The organism is Streptomyces coffeae (assembly GCF_016741875.1).
Classification (GTDB): Bacteria; Actinomycetota; Actinomycetes; order Streptomycetales; family Streptomycetaceae; genus Streptomyces; species Streptomyces coffeae.
The window spans coordinates 65,427-90,838 of the sequence record NZ_JAERRF010000003.1 but is presented as its reverse complement, the minus strand read 5'-3'; the positions used below and the strand labels follow the sequence as shown (position 1 = coordinate 90,838).

Annotated in this window: 18 protein-coding genes, 1 tRNA gene and 1 pseudogene; 10 read left to right on the top strand and 10 right to left on the bottom strand. The window is 72.9% G+C overall.

Annotated features, from left to right (window positions below):
* Positions 1–32: 32 nt before the first annotated feature.
* Together JK363_RS05055 and JK363_RS05050 are read right to left on the bottom strand one after the other, a co-directional pair.
* On the bottom strand, positions 33–1,682 hold the full coding sequence (locus JK363_RS05055) for an ABC transporter permease (protein ID WP_201871863.1): 1,650 nt from the start codon (positions 1,680–1,682) through the stop codon (positions 33–35).
* Positions 1,679–2,596, bottom strand: coding sequence for an ABC transporter ATP-binding protein (locus JK363_RS05050; protein ID WP_201871861.1), 918 nt, complete (start codon positions 2,594–2,596; stop codon positions 1,679–1,681). The genes JK363_RS05055 and JK363_RS05050 overlap by 4 nt, the downstream gene beginning before the upstream one ends.
* 119 nt (positions 2,597–2,715) lie before the next feature.
* Here JK363_RS05050 and JK363_RS05045 point away from each other — a divergent pair, with 119 nt between their 5' ends.
* The gene (locus JK363_RS05045) at positions 2,716–3,210 is read left to right on the top strand and encodes a GbsR/MarR family transcriptional regulator (protein WP_201872528.1); all 495 of its coding nucleotides are present in this window, start codon (positions 2,716–2,718) and stop codon (positions 3,208–3,210) included.
* A gap of 432 nt (positions 3,211–3,642) precedes the next feature.
* Here JK363_RS05045 and JK363_RS05040 read toward each other — a convergent pair whose 3' ends face one another.
* Positions 3,643–4,716: a diacylglycerol kinase family protein gene (locus tag JK363_RS05040; RefSeq protein ID WP_307821616.1), complete on the bottom strand. Its 1,074-nt coding sequence runs from the start codon at positions 4,714–4,716 to the stop codon at positions 3,643–3,645.
* 154 nt (positions 4,717–4,870) lie between these two features.
* Here JK363_RS05040 and JK363_RS05035 point away from each other — a divergent pair, with 154 nt between their 5' ends.
* Positions 4,871–6,154 carry an adenylosuccinate synthase gene (locus JK363_RS05035; protein ID WP_201871860.1) on the top strand — a complete coding sequence of 428 codons (1,284 nt, stop codon included), beginning with the start codon at positions 4,871–4,873 and terminating at the stop codon, positions 6,152–6,154.
* Positions 6,155–6,245: 91 nt separating this feature from the next.
* On the opposite strand, the gene JK363_RS05030 is transcribed toward JK363_RS05035, so the two are convergent.
* From JK363_RS05030 to JK363_RS05015, 4 genes are all read right to left on the bottom strand, one after another.
* Positions 6,246–8,081 (bottom strand): protein kinase domain-containing protein, encoded by a 1,836-nt coding sequence (locus JK363_RS05030; RefSeq protein WP_201871858.1) that lies wholly within the window; start codon positions 8,079–8,081, stop codon positions 6,246–6,248.
* Between the two features lie 51 nt (positions 8,082–8,132).
* Positions 8,133–10,670: a serine/threonine protein kinase gene (locus JK363_RS43690; protein WP_268981008.1), complete on the bottom strand. Its 2,538-nt coding sequence runs from the start codon at positions 10,668–10,670 to the stop codon at positions 8,133–8,135.
* Positions 10,671–10,805: 135 nt separating this feature from the next.
* The gene (locus JK363_RS05020; protein ID WP_201871856.1) at positions 10,806–11,294 is read right to left on the bottom strand and encodes a MarR family winged helix-turn-helix transcriptional regulator; all 489 of its coding nucleotides are present in this window, start codon (positions 11,292–11,294) and stop codon (positions 10,806–10,808) included.
* Positions 11,291–11,923, bottom strand: coding sequence for a DJ-1/PfpI family protein (locus JK363_RS05015; protein WP_201871854.1), 633 nt, complete (start codon positions 11,921–11,923; stop codon positions 11,291–11,293). Before JK363_RS05015 ends, JK363_RS05020 begins: the two co-directional genes overlap by 4 nt.
* A gap of 236 nt (positions 11,924–12,159) precedes the next feature.
* Here JK363_RS05015 and JK363_RS05010 point away from each other — a divergent pair, with 236 nt between their 5' ends.
* From JK363_RS05010 to JK363_RS04995, 4 genes and pseudogenes are all read left to right on the top strand, one after another.
* Positions 12,160–13,521, top strand: a complete 1,362-nt coding sequence (locus JK363_RS05010; RefSeq protein WP_201871846.1) for an aspartate aminotransferase family protein — start codon at positions 12,160–12,162, stop codon at positions 13,519–13,521.
* A gap of 232 nt (positions 13,522–13,753) precedes the next feature.
* A complete protein-coding gene (locus JK363_RS05005) occupies positions 13,754–14,446 on the top strand; it encodes a GntR family transcriptional regulator (RefSeq protein WP_201871844.1) in 693 nt (230 codons plus the stop codon).
* 157 nt (positions 14,447–14,603) lie between these two features.
* Positions 14,604–16,217 (top strand): annotated as a pseudogene (locus JK363_RS05000) (glycosyltransferase); the annotation flags it as partial.
* Positions 16,218–16,585: 368 nt separating this feature from the next.
* Positions 16,586–17,236, top strand: coding sequence for a putative DNA-mimic protein (locus JK363_RS04995; RefSeq protein ID WP_201871835.1), 651 nt, complete (start codon positions 16,586–16,588; stop codon positions 17,234–17,236).
* Positions 17,237–17,417: 181 nt separating this feature from the next.
* Here JK363_RS04995 and JK363_RS04990 read toward each other — a convergent pair whose 3' ends face one another.
* Complete coding sequence (locus JK363_RS04990) at positions 17,418–18,149, bottom strand: SLATT domain-containing protein (RefSeq protein ID WP_307821615.1); 732 nt, start codon at positions 18,147–18,149, stop codon at positions 17,418–17,420.
* 420 nt (positions 18,150–18,569) lie between these two features.
* On the opposite strand from JK363_RS04990, the gene purD reads away from it, so the two are divergent.
* The 4 genes from purD (at position 18,570) to JK363_RS04970 (ending at position 24,881) form a co-directional block, all read left to right on the top strand.
* Positions 18,570–19,838, top strand: a complete 1,269-nt coding sequence (gene purD, locus JK363_RS04985; RefSeq protein ID WP_201871833.1) for a phosphoribosylamine--glycine ligase — start codon at positions 18,570–18,572, stop codon at positions 19,836–19,838.
* Between the two features lie 331 nt (positions 19,839–20,169).
* Positions 20,170–22,098, top strand: coding sequence for a hypothetical protein (locus JK363_RS04980; RefSeq protein WP_201871831.1), 1,929 nt, complete (start codon positions 20,170–20,172; stop codon positions 22,096–22,098).
* Positions 22,099–22,371: 273 nt separating this feature from the next.
* Positions 22,372–23,883 carry a N,N-dimethylformamidase beta subunit family domain-containing protein gene (locus tag JK363_RS04975; RefSeq protein WP_201871827.1) on the top strand — a complete coding sequence of 504 codons (1,512 nt, stop codon included), beginning with the start codon at positions 22,372–22,374 and terminating at the stop codon, positions 23,881–23,883.
* Positions 23,884–23,960: 77 nt separating this feature from the next.
* On the top strand, positions 23,961–24,881 hold the full coding sequence (locus tag JK363_RS04970) for a phosphoribosylaminoimidazolesuccinocarboxamide synthase (RefSeq protein WP_201871826.1): 921 nt from the start codon (positions 23,961–23,963) through the stop codon (positions 24,879–24,881).
* Between the two features lie 109 nt (positions 24,882–24,990).
* Here the strand turns inward: JK363_RS04970 and JK363_RS04965 are convergent.
* Both JK363_RS04965 and JK363_RS04960 read right to left on the bottom strand, forming a co-directional pair.
* A tRNA-Gly gene (locus JK363_RS04965) sits at positions 24,991–25,063 on the bottom strand.
* 78 nt (positions 25,064–25,141) lie between these two features.
* Positions 25,142–25,285: a hypothetical protein gene (locus JK363_RS04960; RefSeq protein WP_201871825.1), complete on the bottom strand. Its 144-nt coding sequence runs from the start codon at positions 25,283–25,285 to the stop codon at positions 25,142–25,144.
* Positions 25,286–25,412 lie beyond the last annotated feature (127 nt).

Here is a 25,412-nt window from a genome sequence, read left to right as displayed (position 1 = left end):
GCCGAGGGGCCGGGGCGGTGGGCCGACGGGGGTCAGCCGCCGATGTCGCGACGGCGCAGTCCCACCAGACCTCCGGCGGTCAGAACGACCGAGATCAGCAGCGACCACAGGAAGGGCGCTGCTGTGACATCGTCGCCGGGCAGCTTGGGCAGATGAGTGAACGGCGAGGTGTCCATCACGGACTGGGGCATCTTGAGCGCCGGGCCCAACCAGCTCAGGGTCACCACCCAGCCGACCACGGCCCAGGCCGCGGCCGTGTACTTCGGCACCACACCGACCAGGAAGACGGCGGCGCTGGTGACCACCCACAGCGCGGGGGCCTGGGCGAGGGCGGCGCCCACGGCACGCGGGATCCCGCCCATGTCGTCGGCGGCCACGCCATAGCCCACGCCCAGCGCCAGACCGCCGACGGCGAGCACGACGACCGGGCCCAGATAGGCGAAGACCAGGTGGCTTCCGCCCCAGCGCAGCCGGCTGACCGCGTTGGCCAGCAGCGGCTCGGCGCGCTGGTCGGTCTCCTCACTGCGCAGCCGCAGCACGGCACTTGCGGTGTAGACGGTGAGGGTGGTGCCGAGGATGCCGACCATGGAGGCAAGGAACGCGTCGGTCAGCCCCTGGGCCCCGCCCATCCGCTGGATGATCTCGCGGGTCTGGTCGCTGTCGCCGAGGAACTCGTCGGCACCGTTCGAGATGGCACCGAAGATGGCACCGGTGAAGACGAAACCCGCGCTCCAGCCGAGCAGCGCACCGCGGTGGAGCCGCCAGCCCAGCCCATAGACACCCTTGAGACCCGCTCCGGCGGCCCGGGCCCCGGGTCGGGTCGCGTAGAAGCTGGCGCCGACGTCGCGACGGCCCACGAGGGAGTAGGCCAGGGCGGTGGAGGCGGCGGCGAGCACGGCGATCAGCAGCAACGGCCACCAGCGCTCGTCCGCGAACGGCCGCGCGTACTCCGCCCAGCCCAGTGGTGAGAGCCAGACCAGCAGATGGCCGGAGCCCTGGGAACCGTCCTCGGCGGCATCGCCCGCCATCCGCAGCACGAAGGCGATACCGACGGCCGCGGAGGTCAGCCCCCGGGCCAGCCGCGCGTTCTCGGTGAGCTGGGCGGCGACGGCGGCCAGACCGCCGAAGGCCATCCCGGTCAGACCGACGCTCAGACCCAGCGCAAGCGCGCCGGTGCCGCCCTGGCCCGCGAGACTGCCCGCGATCAGAACGGTGACCGCGGCATTGGCGATGCCCACGGCGAGCAGGGCCGAGGTCAGCCCCGCGCGGCGGCCGACCATACAGGCGGACAGCGCCTCCTGACGGCCGGTCTCCTCCTCCTCCCGGGTGTGCCGGATCACGATGAGCAGGCTCATGATCGCGGCGAACACGGTGAGGAACCCGCCCACCCGCCAGACGGTGAGCGCGCCGAGCGAATCGTCGAAGGCGGCACCGAACAGGGCTCTTGTCGAGCCGTTGCCATTCATGTCCACGACGAGGTCGGCGCGGGCCTTGGGGGTGTCGTACGCGCTCTTGAGGCGGCCGGTGGTGCTGCTCGCGGTCAGCCCGAGGCAGACCACCCACACCGGCATCATGATCCGGTCGCGGCGCAGCGCGAGCCGCAGCAGGGTGCCGGTGCCGGCCAGGTCCTTGGCCGATCCGCGGGTGCGGGGGGAGACCCGTGTGTCGGCTACGGCGGTCATCGGGCGACAGCCCCTTCTTCGGTGCGGGTGACGTCGTCCTGGTAGTGCCGGAGGAAGAGCTCCTCCAGCGTCGGCGGGGTGGAGATGAGGCTGCGCACCCCCGACTGGGTCAGCTGGCGCAGCACACCGTCCAGCTTGTCGGTGTCGACCTGGAGCTTGACGCGCCGGTCCCGGATGTCGACGTTGTGCACGCCGGGGAGGTCGGTCAGACCGTTGACCGGCTCGGCCAGCTCGGCGGTGACGGACGTACGGGTCAGATAGCGGAGCTGGGCGAGCGAACCCGACTCCACCCGCTTGCCTTTGCGGATGATGCTGACGCGGTCGCACAGCGCCTCGACCTCGCTGAGGATGTGGCTGGAGAGCAGCACCGTGCGGCCGCGGTCACGCTCCTCGGCCACGCACTCCCGGAAGACCTCCTCCATCAGCGGGTCGAGCCCGGAGGTGGGCTCGTCCAGGATCAGCAGCTCGAGCTCGGACGAGAACGCGGCGACCAGGGCGACCTTCTGGCGGTTGCCCTTGGAGTACGTGCGCCCCTTCTTGGTGGGGTCGAGCTCGAACCGGTCCAGCAGCTCGGCGCGCCGTGCCGTGTCCAGCCCGCCGCGCAGCCGCCCGTACAGGTCGATGACCTCGCCACCGCTGAGGTTGCGCCACAGGGTGACGTCCCCGGGGACGTACGCGATGTGCCGATGGAGGTCGACCGCATCGTGCCAGGGGTCCTTGCCGAGGAGCTGGACCGCACCGGCATCGGCTCGCAGCAGCCCCAGCAGGACCCGGATGGTGGTGGACTTCCCGGCGCCGTTGGGGCCGAGGAAGCCATGGACCTCACCTGCCTCGACTTCGAGGTCGAGGCCGTCCAACGCATGGGTCCGGCCGAAGGACTTGTGCAGGCCGGACGCGGAGATTGCCGTCTTCATATTTCCGAAGCTACGCTAGTTTCACAAATTTGTGAAGTTAAGGAACCATATAAACTTATGATGATGTGACGAAGAGGGGAGATGATGATCCGGTGAGTGAGACGACGCAAGCGGAAGACATGCCGACCGTCTCGCGGGACCCCGAGGCGGTGTCCCGGTTTGTCGAGCGGTTCGCGGCGGATCTGGCCGAGGCCGGGATGCAGCGGATGGGTGCAAGGGTCTTCGCGGCGCTGCTCGTCTCCGACTCCGGTCAGCTCACCTCGGCCGAGCTGGCCGAGCGGCTCCAGATCAGCCCCGCCGCGGTCTCGGGGGCGGTTCGCTACCTCACGCAGGTGGCCATGGTCGCGCGTGAGCGCGAGCCCGGTTCGCGCCGCGACCGCTACCGGCTGCACAACGAGGTCTGGTACGAAACCATCACCCGCCGCGATCAGCTCCTCGCGCGCTGGGAGGGCACCATGCGCGACGGCGCCAAGGTGCTCGGGCCCGACACCCCGGCGGGGCTGCGGGTCTCCGAGACCGCCGAGTTCTTCGAGTTCATGCAGAAGGAACTCCCCAAGATGCTCGACCGCTGGCGCGCCCACCAGGCGGCCCGCCGCGAGGACGCCGGCCGCTAGGGCGACGGGGGACCGGGCTCGGCCCCATGGCCTCTCCGCGCGTGGCGGGTTTTTTCGCTGTGCCGTGGCGGGTCTGGCCCCGGTGCGCGGTGGCCGGGCGTCCGAGGGGCAGGCGGCCCGGCGCGAGTCCGCTGGCCGGGCCCGGCGGCCGCGGGACACCGCCGCCCGGCGGCCAGGCTCGGAGGCCGCGTGACACCGCCGCCCGCCGGGGGCGCGGTTGCCGACCGTGCCCGGCGCGCACCCGCTGTGACCCGGCCCACGCCATCCGCGGTGGCCGGGCGCCGGTACCCGCGGGGTCCGGCCTACCCGCGCGGCCTGGCCCGCGCAGGCACGCGGCCATCGGACCGCACCAGGCATGGCGGGCCCCGGCTCGCGCCGAGTGCCCGCCGGCCGGTGTTGTCGCCGGGCGGTCGAGTGGGACTCCGGCGGGGATCAGGTGCGGTGGGGGAGGATCAGGGTCCACGCCTCCGTCAGGACGGTCCAGGTGCGGCTGCGGACCGGGCCGCGCACCAGGGCGTCCGCCCGGTAGCGGAAGTCCTGGCCGGAGACGGTGACCGCCCGCGCCAGCGCGCGCACCGGGCCGCCCGCCGCGTGCGGATGGACCACGACCTCGGCCAGTCCGCCGTCGTCCGGTCCGGCCGTGGAGACCGATACGCGGGTCACCGGGCGGTCCAGATCGGTCAGCAGCACCCCGTCCGCCTCGATCCGCAGCCGGTGCGGGGGCGGCGGGTGGACGCGGCGGCGGGAGCCGCTGGTCAGGCCGATGACCGGCAGGGACAGCAGCGTCAGGGCCGTGCGCGCGGTGCGCGCCGCCGGGGTCCACCACGGTTGGGAGCCGTCGCCGGGCGGGCTCGCACCCGGGTCCCGGCGGTCCCGGTGGCCGTTGGCGCCGCCGGGACCGGTGTCCGACCCGGTGCCGGACCCGGCCGACGGGACGGTGCCGGAGGGCGGTGCCGCCCCGGCGCCGTGCGGATCGTGCGGGTCGTGCGGATCGTGCGGTTCGTGGCCGCCGGGCCGTACCGGCGGGTCCGTCCGCGGGCCGGACGGGATCCGCAAGCCCCCGAGCACCACCCCGCCGCTGTCGTCCACCAGCAGGTCACGCGGGCGGGCGGCCCCGTCGAGGACCGTACGGGCCGCCGCAACCGGATCGGTCGGCACACCGAGGGACCGGGCCAGGGCCACCGTGGCGGGGCCGCCGACCGGGACCACCGACAAGGTGGCATCCGTCAGCTCCCGGCGGCGGTGGAGCAGCTCCACCACCCGCAGCAGCGCACGGTCGTCGCCGACCACCACCGGGCGGCGGGCGCCGCGGCGGGCGAGGGCCCGCTCGACTTCGTCCGGACCGTCCGGCAGGCAAATTTTTGTCTGTGCGCCCGCACACAGCACATCCTTCGCGATGCGCACCGACTCCCCGTCCGTTCGCCGGGCAGCGGGGTCGATGACCACAAGCAGGGGGCGCTCCCGGACGGTGTCCGGAGGAGAGTGCCAGGGATCTGGAGCCGACACCTCGGTCCTTCCTCAGGTAATCTCTCGGTGCAAGAGCCCCTGTCGCTGTTGCGCCAGGGGCTTCGTCTATCCGGGGCACCGGTTCGACGGCTCTGGTGGTGGCGCGCGCCACTACGCACGTTGGACATGCCCCGCCCGGAAGGGGTGTACGCCTGTGCCCGCACTTGTGCTGCTCGGTGCTCAGTGGGGTGACGAGGGCAAGGGAAAGGCCACCGACCTGCTCGGCGGCTCGGTTGACTATGTGGTGCGCTACCAGGGCGGCAACAACGCAGGCCACACGGTCGTCGTCGGCGACCAGAAGTACGCGCTGCACCTCCTCCCGTCCGGAATCCTCTCGCCCGGATGCACCCCGGTCATCGGCAACGGCGTTGTCGTCGACCCCGCGGTCCTGCTCTCCGAGCTGAGCGGGCTCAACGAGCGCGGTGTCGACACGTCCAAGCTGATGATCAGCGGTAATGCGCATCTGATCACGCCGTATCACACGACCCTCGACAAGGTGACCGAACGCTTCCTGGGGAAGCGCAAGATCGGCACCACCGGCCGGGGCATCGGACCGTCCTACGCGGACAAGATCAACCGCGTGGGCATCCGGGTCCAGGACATCTTCGACGAGTCCATCCTGCGGCAGAAGGTCGAAGCCGCTCTGGACTTCAAGAACCAGGTCCTGGCCAAGCTCTACAACCGGCGCGCCATCGCCGTCGACCAGGTGGTCGAGGAGCTGCTCGGCTACGCGGACGAGCTCAAGGGCTTTGTCGCGGACACCACCCTGGTGCTGAACAGCGCCATCGACGAGGGCAAGGTCGTGCTCTTCGAGGGCGGCCAGGGCACCCTGCTCGATGTCGACCACGGCACGTACCCCTTCGTCACCTCCTCCAACCCGACCGCGGGCGGTGCCTGCACCGGCGCGGGGGTCGGCCCGACGAAGATCAACCGCGTGATCGGCATCCTGAAGGCGTACACCACCCGCGTCGGCGCGGGCCCGTTCCCGACGGAGCTGCACGACGAGGACGGCGAGAAGCTGCGCACCATCGGCGGTGAGCGCGGTGTGACCACCGGGCGCGACCGCCGCTGCGGCTGGTTCGACGCGGTGATCGCGCGCTATGCGACCCGGGTCAACGGTCTCACCGACTTCTTCCTGACCAAGCTGGACGTGCTCACCGGCTGGGAGCAGATCCCGGTCTGTGTGGCGTACGAGATCGACGGCAAGCGGGTCGAGGAGCTGCCCTACAGCCAGACCGACTTCCACCACGCCAAGCCCGTCTACGAGATGCTGCCGGGCTGGACGGAGGACATCTCCAAGGCGAAGACCTTCGACGACCTGCCGAAGAACGCGCAGCGGTATGTCCAGGCGCTGGAGGAGATGTCGGGCGCGCCGATCTCGGCGATCGGCGTCGGCCCGGGGCGTGACGAGACGATCCAGATCAACTCGTTCCTCTGAGCCCAGGCTCGAAGACGACGAAGACAACGAAGACGACGAAGTCCCCGGCCGTTCCGTGAACGGCCGGGGACTTCTCGCGTGATCCATGGGGTCAGTGCGCCGCGGGCGGCCCGAACATCCCGGCGGGCGGCGCGGGCTGCTGTACGGCGGGCCGCCCGATCCGCTGGTCCTGCATCCTGGTGATGCGCAGCACCACCGCGATGGCCAGCACCGCGCACAGCAGCGAGACGATGTCGTCCACAATGAGGAATCCGGTGGCGACCCGCCGCTCGGTGTCGGTCTCGCAGCCGAGGTCGACGAGCCCGGCGATCGGCTCGATCCAGAACATCATCACGAACAGCGCCCACCACCAGTGCAGCACCGTGCGGGAGACCCGGCCGGGGCCCGGGGGCACGCTGGAGTTCCAGATGTCGTTGGCCATCTGCTTGGGCTGCCACAGCTGGGCGACCGGGATGAACCAGGCCCCGACGGCATAGCCGCTGCCGAACCGCTGCCGTCCCGGTGCCAGCACCGTGGCGTTGACATAGGCGCGCCGGAACCAGACCAGCCACACCACCATCACCGCCACCGCGGCGAAGAAGAGGAACATGTCCATCGGATCCACCGCGTCCTTGCGGTGATTGACCGCCTGGCTGGTACCGGTGCCGGCGAGGAGATCGCGGTAGGCGCCGAACAGCGACAGGTTCAGATACAGATGGATGACGGTCAGCACGATCCAGATGCCGAACGCCGTCAGCAGACCCGTGCACAGCCCTCGCGCCGACCGCAGCACCGCCGCCGCCCGGCCCTGGTACGGGAACGGCGCCTGATAGCCGCCCGGCCAGGGCTGACCGTGCTGGGGCGCGGGCCCGGTCACCGGATAGCCGGGCGACCCGGCGTGCGGCGGGTGGGCGTACGCGGAGGGTCCGGCGTACCCGGAATGCGGTGTGGGTGTCGACAGGGGGCCCGCGTAGGCGCTGGAGGGCTGCGGTCCCACCGGGCCCTGCTGGGCGTTCTCCGCCTCCACCTCCAGCAGTTGGAGGGCGTCGCGCCCCAGCCGGGCGAGCAGCCCGCTGGGCAGCCAGGTCTCGGGGTCCGGGCCGGTCCGCTCGCTGTCCGGGCCGGTCCGCTCGGTGTACGCGACCAGGTCCGCGACCGAAGGCCGCAGCGCGGGGTCCTTGTTGAGACAGGCGGAGACGAGGCCGTGCAGCCCTTCGGGCAGCCCGGTCAGATCGGGCTCCTCCTGGGCTATTCGGTACATCAGGGCGTGAATACCGCTGGCCACACTGCCGAACGGCTGCCGCCCGGTGGCCGCGAAGGCCAGCACCGAGCCGAGGCAGAACACATCGCTGGCCGCGGTGACCGGCTCGCCGCGCACCTGCTCGGGCGACATGAAACCGGGCGAGCCGACGACCGCGCCGGTCATCGTCAGATTGCCGCCCGTGGTGCTGTCGACCGCGTCCAGCGCACGGGCGATCCCGAAGTCGATGACCCGCGGGCCGTCGATGGTGATGAGGATGTTGGACGGTTTGAGGTCCCGGTGCACCAGCCCGGCGCCGTGGATGTCGCGCAGCGCCAGGGACAGACCGTGGGCCAGCACCCGCACCGAGTGCTCGGGCAGCGCCCCGAAGTCCTCGGCCACCACGTCGTGCAGTGACGGCCCGCCGATGTAGCCGGTGGCCACCCAGGGCACCTCGGCGTCGGTGTCGGTGTCCAGTACGGGCGCGGTCCACTGCCCGCCGACCCGGCTGGCCGCTTCCACCTCCCGTTTGAAACGGCTGCGGAAGTCGGCCTGGCGGGCGAGTTCGGCCTGTACGAGCTTGACGGCGACGGTACGGCCGCGGGCGGACCGGGCGAGGAAGACCTTGCCCATGCCCCCCTCGCCCAGCTTGCCGAGCAGCCGGTACTCGCCGATCCACCGCGGGTCCTGGGCCCCGAGGTTCTCCATCGCGGTGTGGCTCCTGTCCGTGTGCCGATGGTCCGTCTGCCGATCGGCCGATCAGTCGATTCTGGTGAACGTCTGTGTCATGGTCTCATCGCCGTAGTCGTTCGGGTCGTCATATTCGACCCGGAGTTTCTCCTTGCCGGAGGCGGTGAATGTCAGCGAATTGCCCGGTGTGCACAGATCTTTGGGGTTTCCGTCGGTGACCTTGGTCGGGCTGAGGACCAGCCCGTTGGAGACCGAGGCCAGGATCCGCTTGCCTTCGCAGTGGTACTTCTTGCTGTCCCCGGTCTCCTCGGCCACCGCGGTGCCGATCGCGCCCTGCTTGATGGTGATCTTGAGGGTGGCGTCGTCCTGCCCGAACGCGTCCTTGGCCAGCCAGCTGCCCTCGTAGGTGGCCGGGATCGGGTTGCCGCCGGACTTCGCGGGGCGCAGGGTGGCCTCGGAGGAGCCGTCGGTGGTGCTCCAGGTGATCGAGCCGTCGTCGCCCAGCCGCAGGGTCTGCTCGCCGACGGCGCTGCACGCGTCCTCGGGAACGCTGGTGGTGACGTCCTCGTCCTCGATCAGCAGCAGGCTGTCGGCCGACTTCAGGGTGGCCGAGTCCTGGCAGAACATGTCCTCGGTCGAGGTCAGGGTGTCGGCGACGGGTGCGCCGATCTGGCCCTGGGTGAGCACGATCCGGCGGATCTTGCCGGTGGGCTCGCCGCCCTCGGTGATCTGGCCCTCCCAGGCGCCCAGATACTCCTTGGGCACATCACCGGTGGAGCCCAGCTTGGTGGCGGACGGGCCGGGGGAGCCCGAACCGCCGGACGCGCCACCGGTGTCGGAGCCGCCGGGCCTGACGGGCGCGGTGTGGGTCGCCTTGTCGTAGTCGGGCTTGGCCGTGTCGCCCTTGGAGTCATTGCCCTTGATCACCACGATGGCGGCCACTCCGGCTATCAGCACGGTGGCGACGGCGGCCGAGGTGATGATGAGCGCCTTGCGGCGGCGGCGCTTGGGCGGCTGGGGCGTGGCCGGACCGCCGGGCCCACCGGGACCGCCCGGACCGCCCGGGCCCGCGGGACCGCCGAGGCCGGTGGAGCCGAGGGCATGCGGGGCGGCAGCGGGTCCGCCCTGCGGCGTGGTGTCGAAGGAGGTGACCGCCGGGGGCCCGAAAGCATGTGGCGGGGTGGCCGCGGCCGCCGGTTCCGGCGCGGGCTCGGCCTGCTGGGCGGGCGCCGCTTCGGGGGCGGACACGGGGGCCGCGTTCTGGCGGCGCGGGTCGGGCGTGGCCTGCGGGGCGGGCCGCGGAGTGGCCGACGGTGGCTCGGCGGCCGGGGTGCCAGGGGTGTCCTGCGCGTCGGCCGGTGGCTTCGCGGCCTCCGCGGCGGGTGCGTCGGCGTCCGCGGCGGGTGCGTCGGCGTCCGCGGCGGGTGCGTCCGCGGCCGGTGCCGGTGCCGGTGCCGGTGCGGGCTTCGGCGGTGCGGCCGGAGCCGGGGGCACGGGCGGCGCGGCGGGCGGTGCCGCGGGCTGCGCAGGCGTCGGCGGCTCCGCCGGAGCCAGCGGGAAGGAGGTGGCCCACGGCGGCGCGGCGGGGGGCGGCGGGGCCGCCGGCGGCGCCGGGACCGAGGGCCTGGCCGGTCCCGCGGTCGGTGGTGCGGACGGCGGCGCGGGCATCCCGGGGGCCAGGGGCGCCGCGGGCGTCTCGGCGTCGAGCAACTGCACCGCGTGGCGGCCCAGCTGGGCGACGAGGCTGCCGGGCAGCCAGGGCTCACCGGATCCGGCTCCGGCCCCGTCAGGCTCGTCTCCGCCGGTGCGCTCCAGCAGCGCGTCGAGGCCGGGCCGGTCCTCGGGGGTCTTCTTCAGACAGTCGGCGACCAGATCGCGCAAGCCCTCGGGCAGTCCGGTCAGATCCGGCTCCTCCTGCGCGATCCGGTACATCACCGCGTGCACGCCGCTGTCGGAGGTGCCGAACGGCTGGCGGCCGGTGGCCGCGAAGGCCAGCACCGAGCCCAGGCAGAACACATCGCTTGCGGGGGTGACCCGCTCACCGCGCACCTGCTCGGGCGACATGAAGCCGGGTGAGCCCACGACGGCGCCGCTGCGTGTGAGCAGACCGTCCGTCACGGTCTCCAGGGCGCGCGCGATGCCGAAGTCGATGACCCGCGGACCGTCGATGGTGACCAGGATGTTGGAGGGTTTCAGATCGCGGTGGACCAGCCCGGCGCCGTGGATGTCACGCAGCGCGCGAGTGAGGCCGTTGCCGAGGATGCGCACCGATCGTTCGGGCAGGGCACCCGATTCGGCGACGGTCGCGTGCAGCGAGGGTCCGGCGATATAGCCGGTGGCGACCCACGGAGTGGCGGCCTCGGTGTCGGCGTCGAGCACCGGCGCGGTCCACTCCCCGCCGACCCGCTGGGCGGCCCGTACCTCCTGCTTGAACCGCCGTCTGAATTCGGCCTGCTGAGCGAGCTCTGTCTGGACCAGCTTCACCGCCACCGTGCGGCCGCGCGAGGAATGGGCCAGGAAGACCCGGCCCATACCGCCCGCACCGAGCCGCCGCAGCAGCCGGTACTCGCCGATCCAGCGAGGGTCCTCGGCCCCCAGGTCTTCCATGCGTCGTTGTCCCTTCCCCTGATCCCCCTGATCAGCCCCCCGAGAGAATAAAGGCGGCTGGGAGCGAAGTGGACGACGCAGGGGATCCGTTATCGGTTCCGTATCTGCGCGGGACGGTCGCGCGATGGTGGCGGGTCAGCTCCCGGGGGTGTCCGCGGAGCTGGGCTCCAGGGCGTCGAGGGCCTCCGACAGACGGCTCAGGGCCTGCCTCACCTCCTTCAAACCGGCCGCCCCGCCCAGCTGTTCGGCCAGCTGTCCGGCGAACTCCCGGTGGCCGGGAATGATCGCCCGCACCGCGGCGACACCGGCCTCGGTGGGGGCGAGGAGTTTGGCCCGGCGATGCGCGGGGTTGGGGAGATATTCCGCGAGCCTTGCCTCGACGAGCAGATCCGCGACGCGCTGCACGCTCTGCCGGGTGATGCCCATGGCGCGGGCGATCCCGGCGACCGGCAGCGGTTCCTCGAGGACCGCGCCGAGCACCTGCCAGCGGGCGGCGGTCAGTCCGGCGGGACGGGACAGCCGCTCGGAGACGGCGAGGAACTGCCCGTTCAGCCGGAAGACCGACAGCGCCGTCCCGCTGAGCAGCGCGGGCAGCTCCTCGGCCGCCTCGGTGCCGTCCGTCATCGTGCGGCCGCCGCTTCCAGAACGCCGTACGCGGCCGCGTCGGACGCCGAGAACAGCCGGAACCAGGCGTCCAGCACCGCGGGTTCGAACACCTCCAGGCGGGCCAGGATCTCCCGCGCGAACGCGACGGGCTCGGTCGGCCCGGCCGTGATCAGACCGCTCGGGTCGGTGACCGCGTCCGCCTCACGGTAGTGATCGCCGCCCTGGTAACCGGTGGCGGCCAGGAACTCGGCCGCGGCGCTGGTGTGTTCGCGCTCGTCCAGTACCCCTTCGAGCGCGAGTCCCGCCGTGGCGCCGCAGATCGCCGCGACCGGTACGCCCGCCGCCAGGAACTCCCGTGCGGCGCGGGCGAAGCGCGGCATCTCCGGGTCGCTCGCCCAGGCGCTCGCGCCCGGCAGGATCAGCATCGCGCTGTCCTGCGGCCGCACGTCCTCCAGCGTCAGATCGGGCTCGATGCGCATTCCGCCCATCGTGGTCACCGTCCCGGGCCGGGCCGCCACATAGCGGATGGTGAAGCCCTCGCGGGGCGGGCGGTGGAAGGCGGTCTCGCGGAGGTGGGCGGTGGCGTGTCCGATCTCCCAGTCGGCGAGCGTGTCGTAGACGGCCACATGCACGGTCCGGCGTCCCATGGCTTCTCCTCGGTCCTGATCCGCGAGGTGCTCGGCTCGGCCCTCGTGAATGACAGTAGGCTGTCGTATCGACAGTGTGCTGTCAATGGGGTTTTCGGAAAAGCCGCGTGGCGAAAGACGCCCGGCAGTGTGTCGAGAGCCACGGAAAATGCCGGACAGCATGTCGGTGACGGGCCCGGAGGGTGGTCCGTACCCTGGTCGCACCCCCTCCCCGTGAGCGATCAGAGGTACCGAACGTGTCCGTGCAGCCCACTCCCGACCCCGTCGCCGGTGCCGCCGTCAAGGCCGCGGACCGCGCGCATGTCTTCCACTCGTGGTCCGCGCAGGGTCTGATCGACCCGCTCGCCGTCGCGGGCGCCGACGGCGCGTACTTCTGGGACTACGACGGCAACCGCTACCTCGACTTCTCCTGCCAGCTGGTGAACACCAACATCGGCCACCAGCACCCCAAGGTCGTGGCCGCGATCCAGGAGCAGGCCGGCAAGCTGTGCACCATCGCCCCGGGCTTCGCCGTGGACGTACGCTCCGAGGCGGCCCGGCTGATCGCCGAGCGCACCCCCGGTGACCTCGACAAGATCTTCTTCACCAACGGCGGTGCCGAGGCCGTGGAGAACGCGGTCCGGATGGCCCGGCTGCACACCGGCCGCCCCAAGGTGCTCTCCGCCTACCGCTCGTACCACGGCGCCACCTCCACCGCGATCAACCTGACCGGTGACCCGCGCCGCTGGCCCTCCGACTCCGCCTCGGCCGGAGTGGTGCACTTCTGGGCGCCGTTCCTCTACCGCTCGCCCTTCCACGCCGAGAACGAGGCCCAGGAGTGCGAGCGCGCCCTGCGCCACCTCGAGGACACCATCGCCTTCGAGGGCCCGCAGACCATCGCCGCGATCGTGCTGGAGACCATCCCCGGCACCGCCGGCATCATGGTCCCGCCGCCCGGCTATCTGCCCGGCGTCCGCGAGATCTGCGACCGCTACGGCATCGTCTTCGTCCTCGACGAGGTCATGGCGGGCTTCGGACGCACCGGCCGCTGGTTCGCCGCCGAACACTTCGACGTCGTCCCCGACCTGCTGACCTTCGCCAAGGGCGTCAACTCCGGCTATGTGCCGCTGGGCGGTGTCGCGATCTCCGCCGAGATCGCCGCCACCTTCGACCAGCGGCCCTACCCCGGCGGTCTCACCTACTCCGGCCACCCGCTGGCCTGCGCCTCCGCCGTCGCGACCATCAACACGATGGCCGAGGAGGGCATCGTGGAGAACGCCGCCGCCATCGGCGAGAACGTGATCGGCCCCGGGCTGCGCGAGATCGCCGAGCGCCATCCGTCGGTGGGCGAGGTGCGCGGTACGGGCGTCTTCTGGGCGCTGGACCTGGTGAAGAACAAGGAGACCCGCGAACCGCTGGTGCCGTACAACGCCAGTGGCCCGGCCAACCAGCCCATGGCCGACTTCGCGGCCGCCTGCAAGCGCGGCGGTCTGTGGCCCTTCGTGAACATGAACCGCACCCATGTGGTGCCGCCGTGCACCGTCACCGAGACCGAGGCCAAGGAGGGCCTGGCCGTCCTGGACGAGGCGCTGTCCGCGGCCGACGCCCACACCGGCTGAAGCGTCGTACCCACCCGGGCCCGGTGCCCGGTGCCCAGGGCCGCGGCGGACCGGCGTCCACCCGGTGTGACCACGGAAGACGCCCGACGGCCACGGAAAACGCCGACCGGGCACCCGGTGTAGAACACCGCCGCACTCCGCGTCACTGGGCGCGACGGCCCTCGCATATCGTGATGCGAGGGCCGTCCGCTTACCCGGTGATCACGACGGCCCCGGAAGGAGACGGTCCTCGATGCCCGTGCCCGGCACCAGCCCGGTCAAGCGGAACACCCTGCGCCAGCAGATCGCCGAAGCGCTCTGCGACGAGGTGCTCGCGGGCCGCCTCCCGGCCGGCCTTCAGTTCACCGTCAAGGAGATCGCCGACCAGTACGGCGTCTCCGCGACGCCCGTCCGCGAGGCCCTGCTCGACCTGTGCTCGCAGGGGCTGCTGGACGTCGAGGAACACCGTGGTTTCAAGGTCCACGAGTACACCATCGAGGACTTCCGGCACATGGTCGACGCCCGCACGATGGTCGTCGAGGGCGTGTTCCGCCACTCCGTCGACCGGACGCTGCGCTCGATGACACCGGCGGCGCTGGCCTCGGTGGGGCGGAGGGCCGAGGAGGCCGAGCGGGCCGCCCGCTCCGGCGATCTCGACATACTGATCGGCTACGACCTGCGCTTCTGGCGCGAGCTCTGCGGGCTGGTCGGCAACCCGTACATCCTGGACTTCCTCCAGCGGCTGCGGGCGCAGACCTGGGTGTTCACGGTCCCGTATCTGCGCCGGGTGCCCGATCTGCGCGGGCTGCTGTGGGCCGGGCACTGCGAGCTCACCGCGGCGGTGACCCGGGGCGACCCGGCCACCTCCGAGCGGCTGATCGGGGCGTACAACACCCACTTCCGCACCCTGATCGAGCGGCTGGTGGTGGAGTCGAAGGCGCGCTGATCCGGCGCCCGGCCGCGGCCGGGGCGGAGTGTGACACGGAACACGCAACGCCGCGGCGGCCCGAGGTGGTCCCCGACGTGTGCCGCCTTCTTCGCTCAGCCCCGCCGCGGGCCGCCGACCGGCGCCGACGCCGCCGCGCGCGCCGGACACCGTCGATCTGACGGTCGTCGTCCCCGCGTACAACGAGGAGCACCGGCTGCCCCGGACCCTCGACGCGATCTGCCGCCATCTGCGGTCCTCGCCCGGTCGCCACGCGGACTGGGAGGTCATCGTGGTCGACGACGGTTCCACGGACGCCACCGCCGCCACGGTCCGCGAGGCCGCTGCCGCCGAGCCCCGGATCCGGCTGCTGGGCCCGCCACCGGGCACCGCCCCCACGGCCCCGTTCGCCCGCAACCACGGCAAGGGCCACGCCGTACGGCTCGGTGTGCTCGCCTCGCGCGGCCGCCGGGTGCTGGTGACCGACGCCGATCTGGCCACCCCGATCGAGGAACTGGCCGCACTGCACGACCGGCTGGACGAGGGCTACGCCGCCGCCATCGGATCCCGCGCCCACCACCCGGCGTCCGCCGAGGCGGTGCGCCGCCCTCCGCTGCGGCGGCTGCTCGGCGAGGCGGGCAACCGGGTCATCCGGGCGGTGGCGGTGCCCGGGGTCCGCGACACCCAGTGCGGCTTCAAGCTCTTCGAGGGCGACCGGGCGCGCGCGGTCTTCGGCCGGTCCCGGCTCGACGGCTGGTGCATCGATGTGGAGATCCTGCGGATGTTCCACGGCGCGCGCTGGCCGGTCGCCGAGGTGCCGGTCCGCTGGGCCCATCAGCCCGGTTCCAAGGTCCGCGCGCCGGACTACGCCCGGGTGCTGCTGGAGCTGGTGCGGCTGCGGGCGGCGGGCGCCCTGGAGCGGGTCCGGGCCGCCGACCGGGCGGTGGCGGCGGGCTATCTGCTGCTGTCCGTGGTGCTCTTCCACGGGCTGTGGCGCGACCCCCGGCACCGCTATCTCATCGACGGCGGACAGGACCAGAACCAGTGGGAGTGGTTCTTCGCGGTCACCGCCGACAACGTCTTCGCCCTCCGCGATCCGTTCTTCACCACGCTCCAGAACGTCCCGTCCGGTGTGAACCTCATGGCGAACACCACCATGCTGGGCCTGTCCATACCGCTCGCCCCCGTCACCGCCGTGTTCGGCCCGGCCATGACCTGGGCGCTGGTGCTGACCGCCGGACTCGCCGCGACCGCCGTCGCCTGGTACTGGCTGCTGCTGCGGCGCTTTGTGACCTCCCGGCGGGCCGCGGCGCTCGGCGGCGCGCTGTGCGCGTTCGCCCCGGCGATGGTCTCCCACGCCAACGCCCACCCCAACTTCGCGGTGCTGTTCATGATGCCGCTGATCGTGGACCGGCTGCTGCGGCTGTGCGAACCGGGCGGCCGTACGGTACGCGACGGGGTGATCCTCGGGCTGTTCCTCACCTACCAGGTCTTCCTGGGCGAGGAGGCGCTGCTGCTGGCCGCCCTCGGGCTGCTGTTCTTCGCGGTGGGCTACGCGGTCCTGCGCCCCGATGTGGCCCGCGCCGTCGGCGGTCCGCTGCTGCGCGGGCTCGCGGTCGCCGCGGGCGTCGCGCTGGTGCTGCTCGGCTATCCGCTGTACCGGCAGTTCTTCGGCGCCCAGTCCTACGTCAGTGTGTTGCACGGCCCGGCGGGCAACCCGCCCGGCGCACTGGTGGAGTTCGCCGGCCGTTCGCTCGGCGGCGATCCGGCCACCGCGGACGGGCTGGCCGTACGCGTCCTGGCGGGCGACGGCGGAGCGCCGCCCGCGAACCGGGTGCCGGGCACCGGCGCGGCGACATCGGACCGGGGCCCGAGCGAGAGCCCGAGCGGGTCGCCCACGGCGTCGCCGTCCGAATCCTCCACGGAGCCGACGCCGACGGACACCTGGACGGAGGCCCCGACGGACACCCCGAGCGGCTCCTCCGGAGCCTCAAACTCCGACGGTTCGGACAGCTCCGGCCTCTCCACCTCCAACGCTCCCTCCAGCACGGGCTGAGACCGGGTGCGGCGGCAGCGCGGTGGGCAGCGCTCTTCGCGCGGCGTACGCGGGGCACTACGCTGGGCCGACCACCGACCGTACGGATACGAGAGAGAGATCGCGTGGCATGTGACCTCTGGCTGGTCCCGCTCGTCGATGTGTTGTGCCACAGCCCCGACAATCCCTTCGCCGAGGAGATCGCCGCGTACGACAAGGCACTCGGTGAAGCCGGTCTGCCGCCCGTGCCCGTCTTCGGCTATATGCCCGGTCTGTCGGGGGATGTTGCCCCGGTCGCGGGCTTCGACTACGACGCGCTGCACTTTCTGCGCCGCGCCCATATGTTGCAGCTGTGCGGGCTCGCGGTGACGCCGGTGGACGAACTCGGCGGGGACTACGAGCAGTTGCTCGAGATGTTCGAGTCCACCGCCCAGCAGTCGCATCTGGTGTGGCACTACGACCACGCCGGTGCCTATGTCCCCGTCGACTTCCCGAGCCCGCTGTCCAACGACGAACTCCTGGAGGGCGGTGGCCCGCTGGGCTCCAGCCACGGGCTGCTGCGCGAACTGGAGGCGGTCGCCCCGGCGCTGGGCATCGACGCCGCCAACCCCCCGCCCGCTCCGGCGCCGCCGTCCCGGCCCACCAGCCTGGAGGAACCGGCCGTCCCGGTTCCGTACGAGGACAGCCCGTTCGCGCGGGAACGCCATGTGTGGCTGGGACTGCACGCGGCGGCGACCCGCAGTCTGGGACAGGGCTCGATGATCGTGTTCAGCTGAGCGGCCTCGCTGAAGTCCAGTGCGGTTCGGGTTGCGCCCCGAAGGGGCGCGGGCCTGTGTCGAGGTGCGGCTCCGCCGCGTGGGCGCGGCCGGCCACGACGCAGCCGCGGACGCATGACGGCACCTCGCGGCACTTCCCGCGGAGCGCTTGGCTCCGGCCGGAGTCAGCCGCGCGAGGCGCTCACCGGGGCGGCTCGGGTGGCCGCTGCCGCGGCATATTGGGCCGGGTGCTGGGCGGCAGCGGAAAACGGCTGGCAGGGCTCCCGCTGTCCGGGCGGGAGCCCTGGCCCACCAGCGCCTGGCTGAACAGCGGTGCGGAACCGGAGCCGAAGTCCACCATCCAGCCCGAGGTCTCGGTGCGCACCAGCTCGGACACGTCCTCGCAGAACCGCCGCAGCACGGTGAGGCACCGCTCCACGGCCTCGCTCGCGGTGCCCTCGGTCGGACCCAGCACCTCCCGTACGCTCTCCGACGCCCAGTCGAACTGCAACGCCTCCAGCCGCCGCTGCACGGCTTGCGCCGTGGCCATGTCCCGCATCCAGCCCGAGGTCAGCCCGAAGAACCGGTCGGCGCCGACGCAGGCGACCGCCAGCAGCAGTGCGAAGGCGCCCCAACCGGCGCCACGGCCGAGCACCCCGGCCAGATCCAGCAGCGGCAGCGCCGCCCCCACCACCGCCCCGGCCACGGCCCCCACCCGCAAGCCCTGCGCGGTCCGCCGCTTCCACAGCCGGTCGGCGAGATACCACTCGGCCACCCGCAGCGCACCCTCCTCGACCCACTGGTACACCTCGTCGAGGCGCTCCGCGGGCTCGCCCCAGTCGCCGTGTGGGAAGGGCCGACCGAGCAGGTCCCCCTGCTTCCTCGCACCCTCCTGCCGAGGGAGCCCCTCGGGCTGCATCTCCGGCTGACTCACCCGTGCACTCCCTCTGCGGCGGCGTCATTCCTGTCGCGCGGCTGATGCGCGGCCACCATTCCTACCGCCGAACGGCTGGCCACGCGGACCCGACCGCAGGATTTCCGCCCATTAGTGGTGGCACATCGGATATAGGCACCCCCACCCCCTCACTCGAAAGAGTGTCCCCGTCCCCGGGCGCCGCCCCTCACCAAGCGCCGCCCGGCGCCCGGCACCTCCTGAAACCCCCGCATCCGCCGGGTCCGTGCCCGCCGGGCCCGGCTCAGCCGCGGACGGTGAGCCCTGGCCGCCCGTCCATTGCCGCCGAGTCGCCCCGGGGCCGCCTCTTCGCGGGCGGTTCGCCCGCGAGCCGTGATCGATGAAGGCGGTGTGCGCCCCCGCGCGGCGGGCACGGACTGCCTAGGCCGTAGGGTGCATACCGTGAAGGTCCTCGTCATCGGCGGCGGCGCCCGCGAACATGCCCTGTGCCGCGCACTCTCCCTCGACCCCGACGTCACCGCACTGCACTGCGCCCCCGGCAACGCCGGTATCGCCGAGGTCGCCGAGCTGCACGCCGTCGACGCCCTCGACGGCGGTGCCGTCGCCGACCTCGCCACCGCGCTGGAAGCGGACCTGGTGGTCATCGGCCCCGAGGCCCCGCTGGTCGCGGGCGTGGCCGACGCGGTGCGCGGGCGCGGTATCCCCGCCTTCGGGCCGTCCGCGGAGGCCGCGCGGCTGGAGGGCTCCAAGGCGTTCGCCAAGGACGTGATGGCGTCCGCGGGCGTTCCCACCGCCCGCTCCTACGTCTGCACCACCGCCGCCGAGGTCGACGAGGCCCTCGACGCCTTCGGTGCCCCCTATGTCGTCAAGGACGACGGCCTGGCCGCGGGCAAGGGCGTCGTGGTGACCAGTGATGTCCAGGCCGCCCGCGAGCATGCGCTGGCCTGCGGCCGCGTGGTGATCGAGGAGTTCCTCGACGGCCCCGAGGTCTCCCTCTTCGCGATCACCGACGGCGAGAGTGTCGTCCCGCTCCAGCCCGCCCAGGACTTCAAGCGCGCCCACGACGGTGACGAGGGCCCGAACACCGGGGGCATGGGCGCGTACTCCCCGCTGCCCTGGGCCGACCCCAAGCTGGTGGACGAGGTCATGGCCTCCGTCCTCCAGCCCACCGTGGACGAGCTGCGCCGCCGTGGCACGCCCTTCTCCGGGCTGCTGTACGCGGGCCTGGCGATCACCTCGCGCGGGGTGCGCGTGATCGAGTTCAACGCGCGCTTCGGCGACCCCGAGACCCAGGTCGTGCTGGCCCGGCTGAAGACCCCGCTGGCCAGGGTGCTGCTGGCCGCCGCCACCGGGCGGCTGGCCGCCGAGCCCGCGCTGCGCTGGAGCGACGGCGCGGCCGTGACGGTCGTCGTCGCCTCGCACAACTACCCGGGTACGCCGCGCACGGGTGACCCGATCACCGGACTGGCGGACATCGCGGAGCAGGACGGCCCCGAGGCGTATGTGCTGCACGCGGGCACCAAGCAGGACGCCGCCTCCGGCGCCGTGGTGAGCGCGGGCGGCCGGGTGCTGTCCGTCACCGCGACCGGATCCGACTTGGTCACCGCGCGGGAGCGGGCGTACCGGGCGCTGGGCCGGATCGGTCTCGACGGCTCCCACCACCGCAGCGACATCGCCGCGCGGGCGGCTTCGGACGCCACGTCCGGCTGAGCGCGAACGGCCCTCGCAAGGCTCTCGCGAGGCTCTCGCGAGGCTCTCGCGAGGCTCTCGCGAGGGCCTCGTCAGGCTCTCGGACAGGGCGATCACAGCACGATCGAATTCGCAATCGCGGGGTTCCCGGTTTTACCCAAGGCCATTCCATTGGGTGAGCGCTTCCGCATCCTGCTGACGCACGCCCGGGCCCCAACTAATGTGCCGCTCAGGCGAGGTGCGGCAACTGGCCCACCGACATTGCGGTGTCGACGGCCGGTGCGAAAGTGGGGGTTGAAAGACAACGCCGCCGTCGTCCGCCGTTCACAGACCGGCTGGACCGTAGGGGGTGATGAGAACAGTGGCAGGTCCCGAAGCAGGTGCACTGGCGGCACGCGCCCGTGCCCTCGCGGTACTGCGGATCCGGAGCACCGCGCTCGCGGTCGCGCTCCTCCCGGCGGCCGCGGCCGTCGTGCTGCTGGCCGGCAGTGCCACGGGCCGTATCGGCGCGTCGCACGACGACGGCTGGACCGCGTTGCGCTGGACCGTGGTCGGCGGCGCCCTGCTGGTCCTGCTGCTGGCGGCGGCGGTGGCGGCCGTGATCGTCAGGGCCAGGCCCGCGTTCACCCCCACGGTGCCCATCGCCGAGGAGACCGCCCCGGATCTGTACCGGCTGGTCCGCGATCTGGCCGAGCGCATGGAGGTGCCCGCGCCCTCGGCGATAGCGCTGACCCCGGACTGCGACAGCTGGCTGGAGGACCGTACGCACCCGGCGTACGCCTCCCGCCGGGGGCGGCGGGACCGCGGCTCCCTCTCGGCCGACGGGACCCGGGCCGCACCCGGGGCGGGCCTGCCCGGGGTGCCGGGTCCGGCGGGCGACGACCGGCTCACGGACCGCCGTGAGCGGCGCGCCCCGCAGGCCCCGGTGCTGGTCATCGGCTCGCCGTTCCTGTGGTGGATGCGCGTCGCCGAGCTGCGGGCGCTGCTCGCGCCCGTGGTGGCGGGCACCGGCCCGTCGGTGCATCCCGACATAGCCGCCGCGCGGCGCTTCGTCCGGGGCCTGGACGCCGCCGTGGCCGTCGCCACCCGCGGCGGAGACACCGCGCCCGCCACCCCGTACGGACCGGGGCCCGGCCCCGGCCACGGCCCGCGGTCGGGCGGATCCGCGCCCGCCGCCGCGGCGGCGCTCGGCCGGGCGGTGCGCCGTCCCGCGTTCGCCTTCGTCGGCTGGGTCGCCCGGCTGCTGCTGCGCGGCTGCCGGGACCACGCCGCCCAGATGGAGCGCGCGGTCGCCGCGGCCGCCTCCGAGCGCGCCCAGGCGGTCGACTACGGTCTGCGGATCGTCGCCCAGGAGCAGGTGGGGCTGGCCTACGCGGGCTGGGACCGGCTGCTCACCCGGGTCGCCCTGCCCGCCTGGCGGATGGGCCGCTGGCCCTCCAGGCTGGACGCGGGCGTGGTCTCCGCCCTCACCGAGCTCTCCCGCCGGGACCGGCTGGCCGAGGGGTTCGCCTCCCGGCTGAGCGAGCGGCCCGCCTGCGATCTGCTGGAGGAGCCGGGGCTGATCGACGAGGCCACCTCGCTGCTCGCGGCCCGGCTCTTCCACGGCGGACCGGCGGAGCCGGGCCCCGACTGGTCCCCGGTGGACTGGGGGCAGTACCCGGAGGAGGTCGTCGACCGCAAGTGGCGGCTGGAGGCCGCCCGGCTGCACCGGGTCCTGGACGAGCGGGCCGCACCCGTGGCCACTCCGGCGGGGCCCGTGGGCCCGCCCGCTCCGCCCACGCTCGCGCGGGTCATCGAGCGCCTCACCACCGGCGGTGGCGGCGGCCGGGGAGCCGAGCCGGGCGCGGGGGAGCGCGCGGCGGACAGCGGCCCGGAGCTGGCGGCCCGGCTCAGCGTGGAGCTCGCCCGGGAGGAGGCCGTCCAGCAGGAGGCCAGCCGGGCGCAGCTGGCCCGTACGGCGGCGGAGGGCACCGGAGCGGGCGGCGGCGACCCGTGGATCGACGGATTCGCCCCGCTGTTCCCGCTCCAGCCGCCGCGCACCGGCCGTGAGCTGCTCGCCGACCATGTCACCGCGATGGTCTGCTGCGCGGCCGTGGACACCGCGGGCGCCAGCCCGGGGCTGGACTGGCTGGACGGGCCCGCGCTCCTGGTGGGCGGACGGCGCAGCGCGGATCTGGCGACTCGGGTGCTGAGCCTGGTCGAGGACGGGGACGCCGAGCCGCTGCGCGCCTGGCTGGGCGAGGTGGGCGTGCGACCGGAGAAACCGGTCCGCCTGGTGTGACGGGTGAGGGCGGCTGTCCTGGTTCGGCCGTCCGTTCCGGTTCCCGTCATCCGTTCGGTTCTCGTTCCAGCAAATTAGCGACTATGGGTGACGGAGTGGGTGCGTAATGTGATGTGCTGGGACCGGTCGCTGTCACCCGGCCCAGCGGACCAGCCCACCGGCCGGTCACCGACCGGCCACGCAGCCCGGCCCACAAGGCCGGACCGCGGTGGCGCGGTGCGCGAGGACAGCGAGGCGAGCTGCCGCCGGGGTACGCAGGGAGGGGAGCAGGGGATGGGGACGGACCAGATCCGGCGCTGGGAGTCGGGCGCACTGGCCCACGCGGTGACGGATCCTTTCGGCCAGGGCCCGCTGCCCTGGCTGCGCGGCAGCGAGAACTACTTCGACGACACCGGCCATGTGGTCCCGTGGTACGTGGACCACGTCCACAGCCCCGGCGCCATCGACCGGGCGATCGACCGGACCGCGCCGCGGGCCCGCGACCGCCGCGCCGCCCGGGTCCCCGGCCCTCGTAGCGCCGATGATGTCCACCGGCAGATCAAGGGCTTCACCTCCGCCTCCGCCGCGGCCCCCGGCGAAGCCATCGACTTCCGCATCACGGTCGACCCGCCGCAGCAGTTCAGCGTGGACGTCTACCGGATCGGCCACTACGGCGGCGACGGCGCCTCGAAGATCACCACCAGCCCGCGGCTGTCCGGCATCGTCCAGCCCGCCCCGCTCACCGCCGACCGCACCGTCTCCTGCCACCACTGGTGGCTGTCCTGGCGGCTCCAGATCCCCACGTACTGGAAGCTGGGCGCCTATGTCGCGGTGCTCACCACCGCCGACGGCTACCGCAGCCACATCCCCTTCACCGTCCGCGACACCCACCCCGCCGACCTGCTGCTGGTCCTCCCGGACTTCACCTGGCAGGCGTACAACCTCTATCCGGAGGACGGCCGCACCGGCGCCAGCCTCTACCACGCCTGGGACGAGCGGGGGCGGCTGCTGGGCGAGTCCGAGGCCGCGGTCACGGTCTCCTTCGACCGGCCGTACGCGGGCGCGGGGCTGCCGCTCCATGTGGGCCACGCCTACGACTTCATCCGCTGGGCCGAGCGCTACGGCTACGACCTCGCGTACGCCGAGACCCGCGATCTCCACGCGGGCGCCATCGACCCCACCCGCTACCGCGGACTGGTCTTCCCCGGCCATGACGAGTACTGGTCGGCGCCGCTGCGCCGCACCGTCGAAGGGGCCCGCGACAGCGGCACCTCGCTGGTCTTCCTTTCCGCCAACACCATGTACTGGCAGGTCGATCTTGCCCCCTCGCCCTCCGGTCCGGACCGCCTGCTGACCTGCCGCAAGCGCCGTGGCCCCGGCCGCTCCGCGCTGTGGCGCGAAACGGCGCCCGAACAGCAGCTGATCGGCATCCAGTACGCGGGCCGGGTGCCCGAACCGCGTCCGATGGTCGTGCGCAACGCGGGCCACTGGCTGTGGGAGGCCACCGGCGCCGAGGAGGGCGACGAACTGCCCGGTCTGGTCGCGGGCGAGGCCGACCGCTACTTCCCGCGCACCTCGCTGCCCGAGCACGACGGCCGGATCCTGCTGGCCCACTCCCCGTACCAGGACGCCGAGGGGGCCACCCGGCACCAGGAGACCTCCCTCTACCGGGCCCCCAGCGGCGCCCTGGTCTTCGCCTCCGGCACCTTCGCGTGGTCACCGGCGCTGGACCGGCCGGGTCACCGGGACGAGCGGGTGCAGCGCGCCACGGCCAATCTGCTGGACCGCATCTGCAAGCGGGTGTGAGGGGCGGGCCGGGTCCGGACATGGCCGTGACGTGCGGCAGAATCGAGGTGGCTTGGACAAAACCACCAGGAGGCAGCGTGTCCGGATTCGTCGAGAAGCCCGAGCCGGTGGAGGTCCCGGGCCTTGAGCACCTGCACACCGGCAAGGTGCGCGACCTCTACCGGAACGAGCGGGGCGAGCTGGTGATGGTCGCCAGCGACCGGATCTCCGCCTACGACTGGGTGCTGCCCACCGAGATCCCGGACAAGGGCCGGGTGCTGACCCAGATGTCCCTGTGGTGGTTCGATGTGCTGGCCGATCTGGCCCCCAACCATGTGCTCTCCACCGAGCTGCCCGCCGGGGCCCCCGCCGACTGGGAGGGCCGCACCCTCGTCTGCCGGTCGCTGGAGATGGTCCCGGTCGAATGCGTGGCCCGCGGCTATCTGACCGGCTCCGGGCTGGCCGAGTACCGCGAGACCCGCACGGTCTGCGGCCTCGCCCTCCCCGAGGGGCTGAGCGACGGCTCCGAGCTGCCCACCCCGATCTTCACCCCGGCCACCAAGGCCGAGGTCGGCGAGCACGACGAGAACGTGGCGTACGAGGAGGTCGCGCACCGGATCGGTGCCGAGCCCGCCGCCCAGCTGCGCCAGGCCACCCTCGCGATCTACGCCCGCGCCCGCGACATTGCCCGCGAGCGGGGCATCATCCTCGCCGACACCAAGTTCGAGTTCGGCTACGCGCCGGCGACGCTGGGCGCGGCGGGCGCGGAACCGGTCCTCGCCGATGAGGTGCTGACCCCGGACTCCTCCCGCTTCTGGCCCGTCGACAGGTGGCAGCCCGGCCGCCCCCAGCCGTCCTTCGACAAGCAGTTCGTCCGCGACTGGCTCACCTCTCCGGCCTCCGGCTGGGACCGCCGCGGCGAGCAGCCGCCGCCCCCGCTGCCGGAGGAGGTCGTGGAGCGGACACGGGCGAAGTACATCGAGGCGTATGAGCGGCTGACCGACAACCGCTGGTCGTAGCCGCCGCACGGAGAGCGTGGCCCGCCCACCGGGCGGGCCACGCACCGGACGGCGTGACGTGGAACACAGAAGGAGCCCCGGTCATATCGACCGGGGCCCCTTCTCACGGAGCGGACGACGAGGCTCGAACTCGCGACCTCAACCTTGGCAAGGTTGCGCTCTACCAACTGAGCTACGTCCGCATGCGCCGTACATGCCGTACGGCGCGCCTCTACTATAACCAAACCCCCGGCGACGGAACTACCTCGCCTCCGACGTGCTCATTTCTTGTTCCTGGACACGCTCAGCGCGATGGCCGCCACGATCACGATGGCGACGACCCAGATGATCACGGATGAGGCCGTCATGGCTGTCTCCTCCTCCCGTGTGCGGACCACGGCGCGGAAGCGGTGCGCCGCGGCCACCTCCAGCCTTACAGCCGGCCGCGCTCCCGTGCCAGCGGCGCCGCCGCACGACGCCCCGTCCGCCGCCAGATCCGTACCGTCTCCGCGGCCGTCAACTCGCCCCGCGCCACCTCGAAAACAGGTCAGG

What these genes read in the sequence shown, in the direction of transcription:
- JK363_RS05055 (WP_201871863.1), bottom strand. Translation starts at nt 1,682, where the DNA reads ATGACCGCCGTAGCCGACACACGGGTCTCCCCCCGCACCCGCGGATCG.
- JK363_RS05050 (WP_201871861.1), bottom strand. Translation starts at nt 2,596, where the DNA reads ATGAAGACGGCAATCTCCGCGTCCGGCCTGCACAAGTCCTTCGGCCGG.
- JK363_RS05045 (WP_201872528.1), top strand. Translation starts at nt 2,716, where the DNA reads ATGCCGACCGTCTCGCGGGACCCCGAGGCGGTGTCCCGGTTTGTCGAG.
- JK363_RS05030 (WP_201871858.1), bottom strand. Translation starts at nt 8,081, where the DNA reads ATGGAGAACCTCGGGGCCCAGGACCCGCGGTGGATCGGCGAGTACCGG.
- JK363_RS43690 (WP_268981008.1), bottom strand. Translation starts at nt 10,670, where the DNA reads ATGGAAGACCTGGGGGCCGAGGACCCTCGCTGGATCGGCGAGTACCGG.
- JK363_RS05020 (WP_201871856.1), bottom strand. Translation starts at nt 11,294, where the DNA reads ATGACGGACGGCACCGAGGCGGCCGAGGAGCTGCCCGCGCTGCTCAGC.
- JK363_RS05015 (WP_201871854.1), bottom strand. Translation starts at nt 11,923, where the DNA reads ATGGGACGCCGGACCGTGCATGTGGCCGTCTACGACACGCTCGCCGAC.
- JK363_RS05005 (WP_201871844.1), top strand. Translation starts at nt 13,754, where the DNA reads ATGCCCGTGCCCGGCACCAGCCCGGTCAAGCGGAACACCCTGCGCCAG.
- JK363_RS04980 (WP_201871831.1), top strand. Translation starts at nt 20,170, where the DNA reads ATGAGAACAGTGGCAGGTCCCGAAGCAGGTGCACTGGCGGCACGCGCC.
- JK363_RS04975 (WP_201871827.1), top strand. Translation starts at nt 22,372, where the DNA reads ATGGGGACGGACCAGATCCGGCGCTGGGAGTCGGGCGCACTGGCCCAC.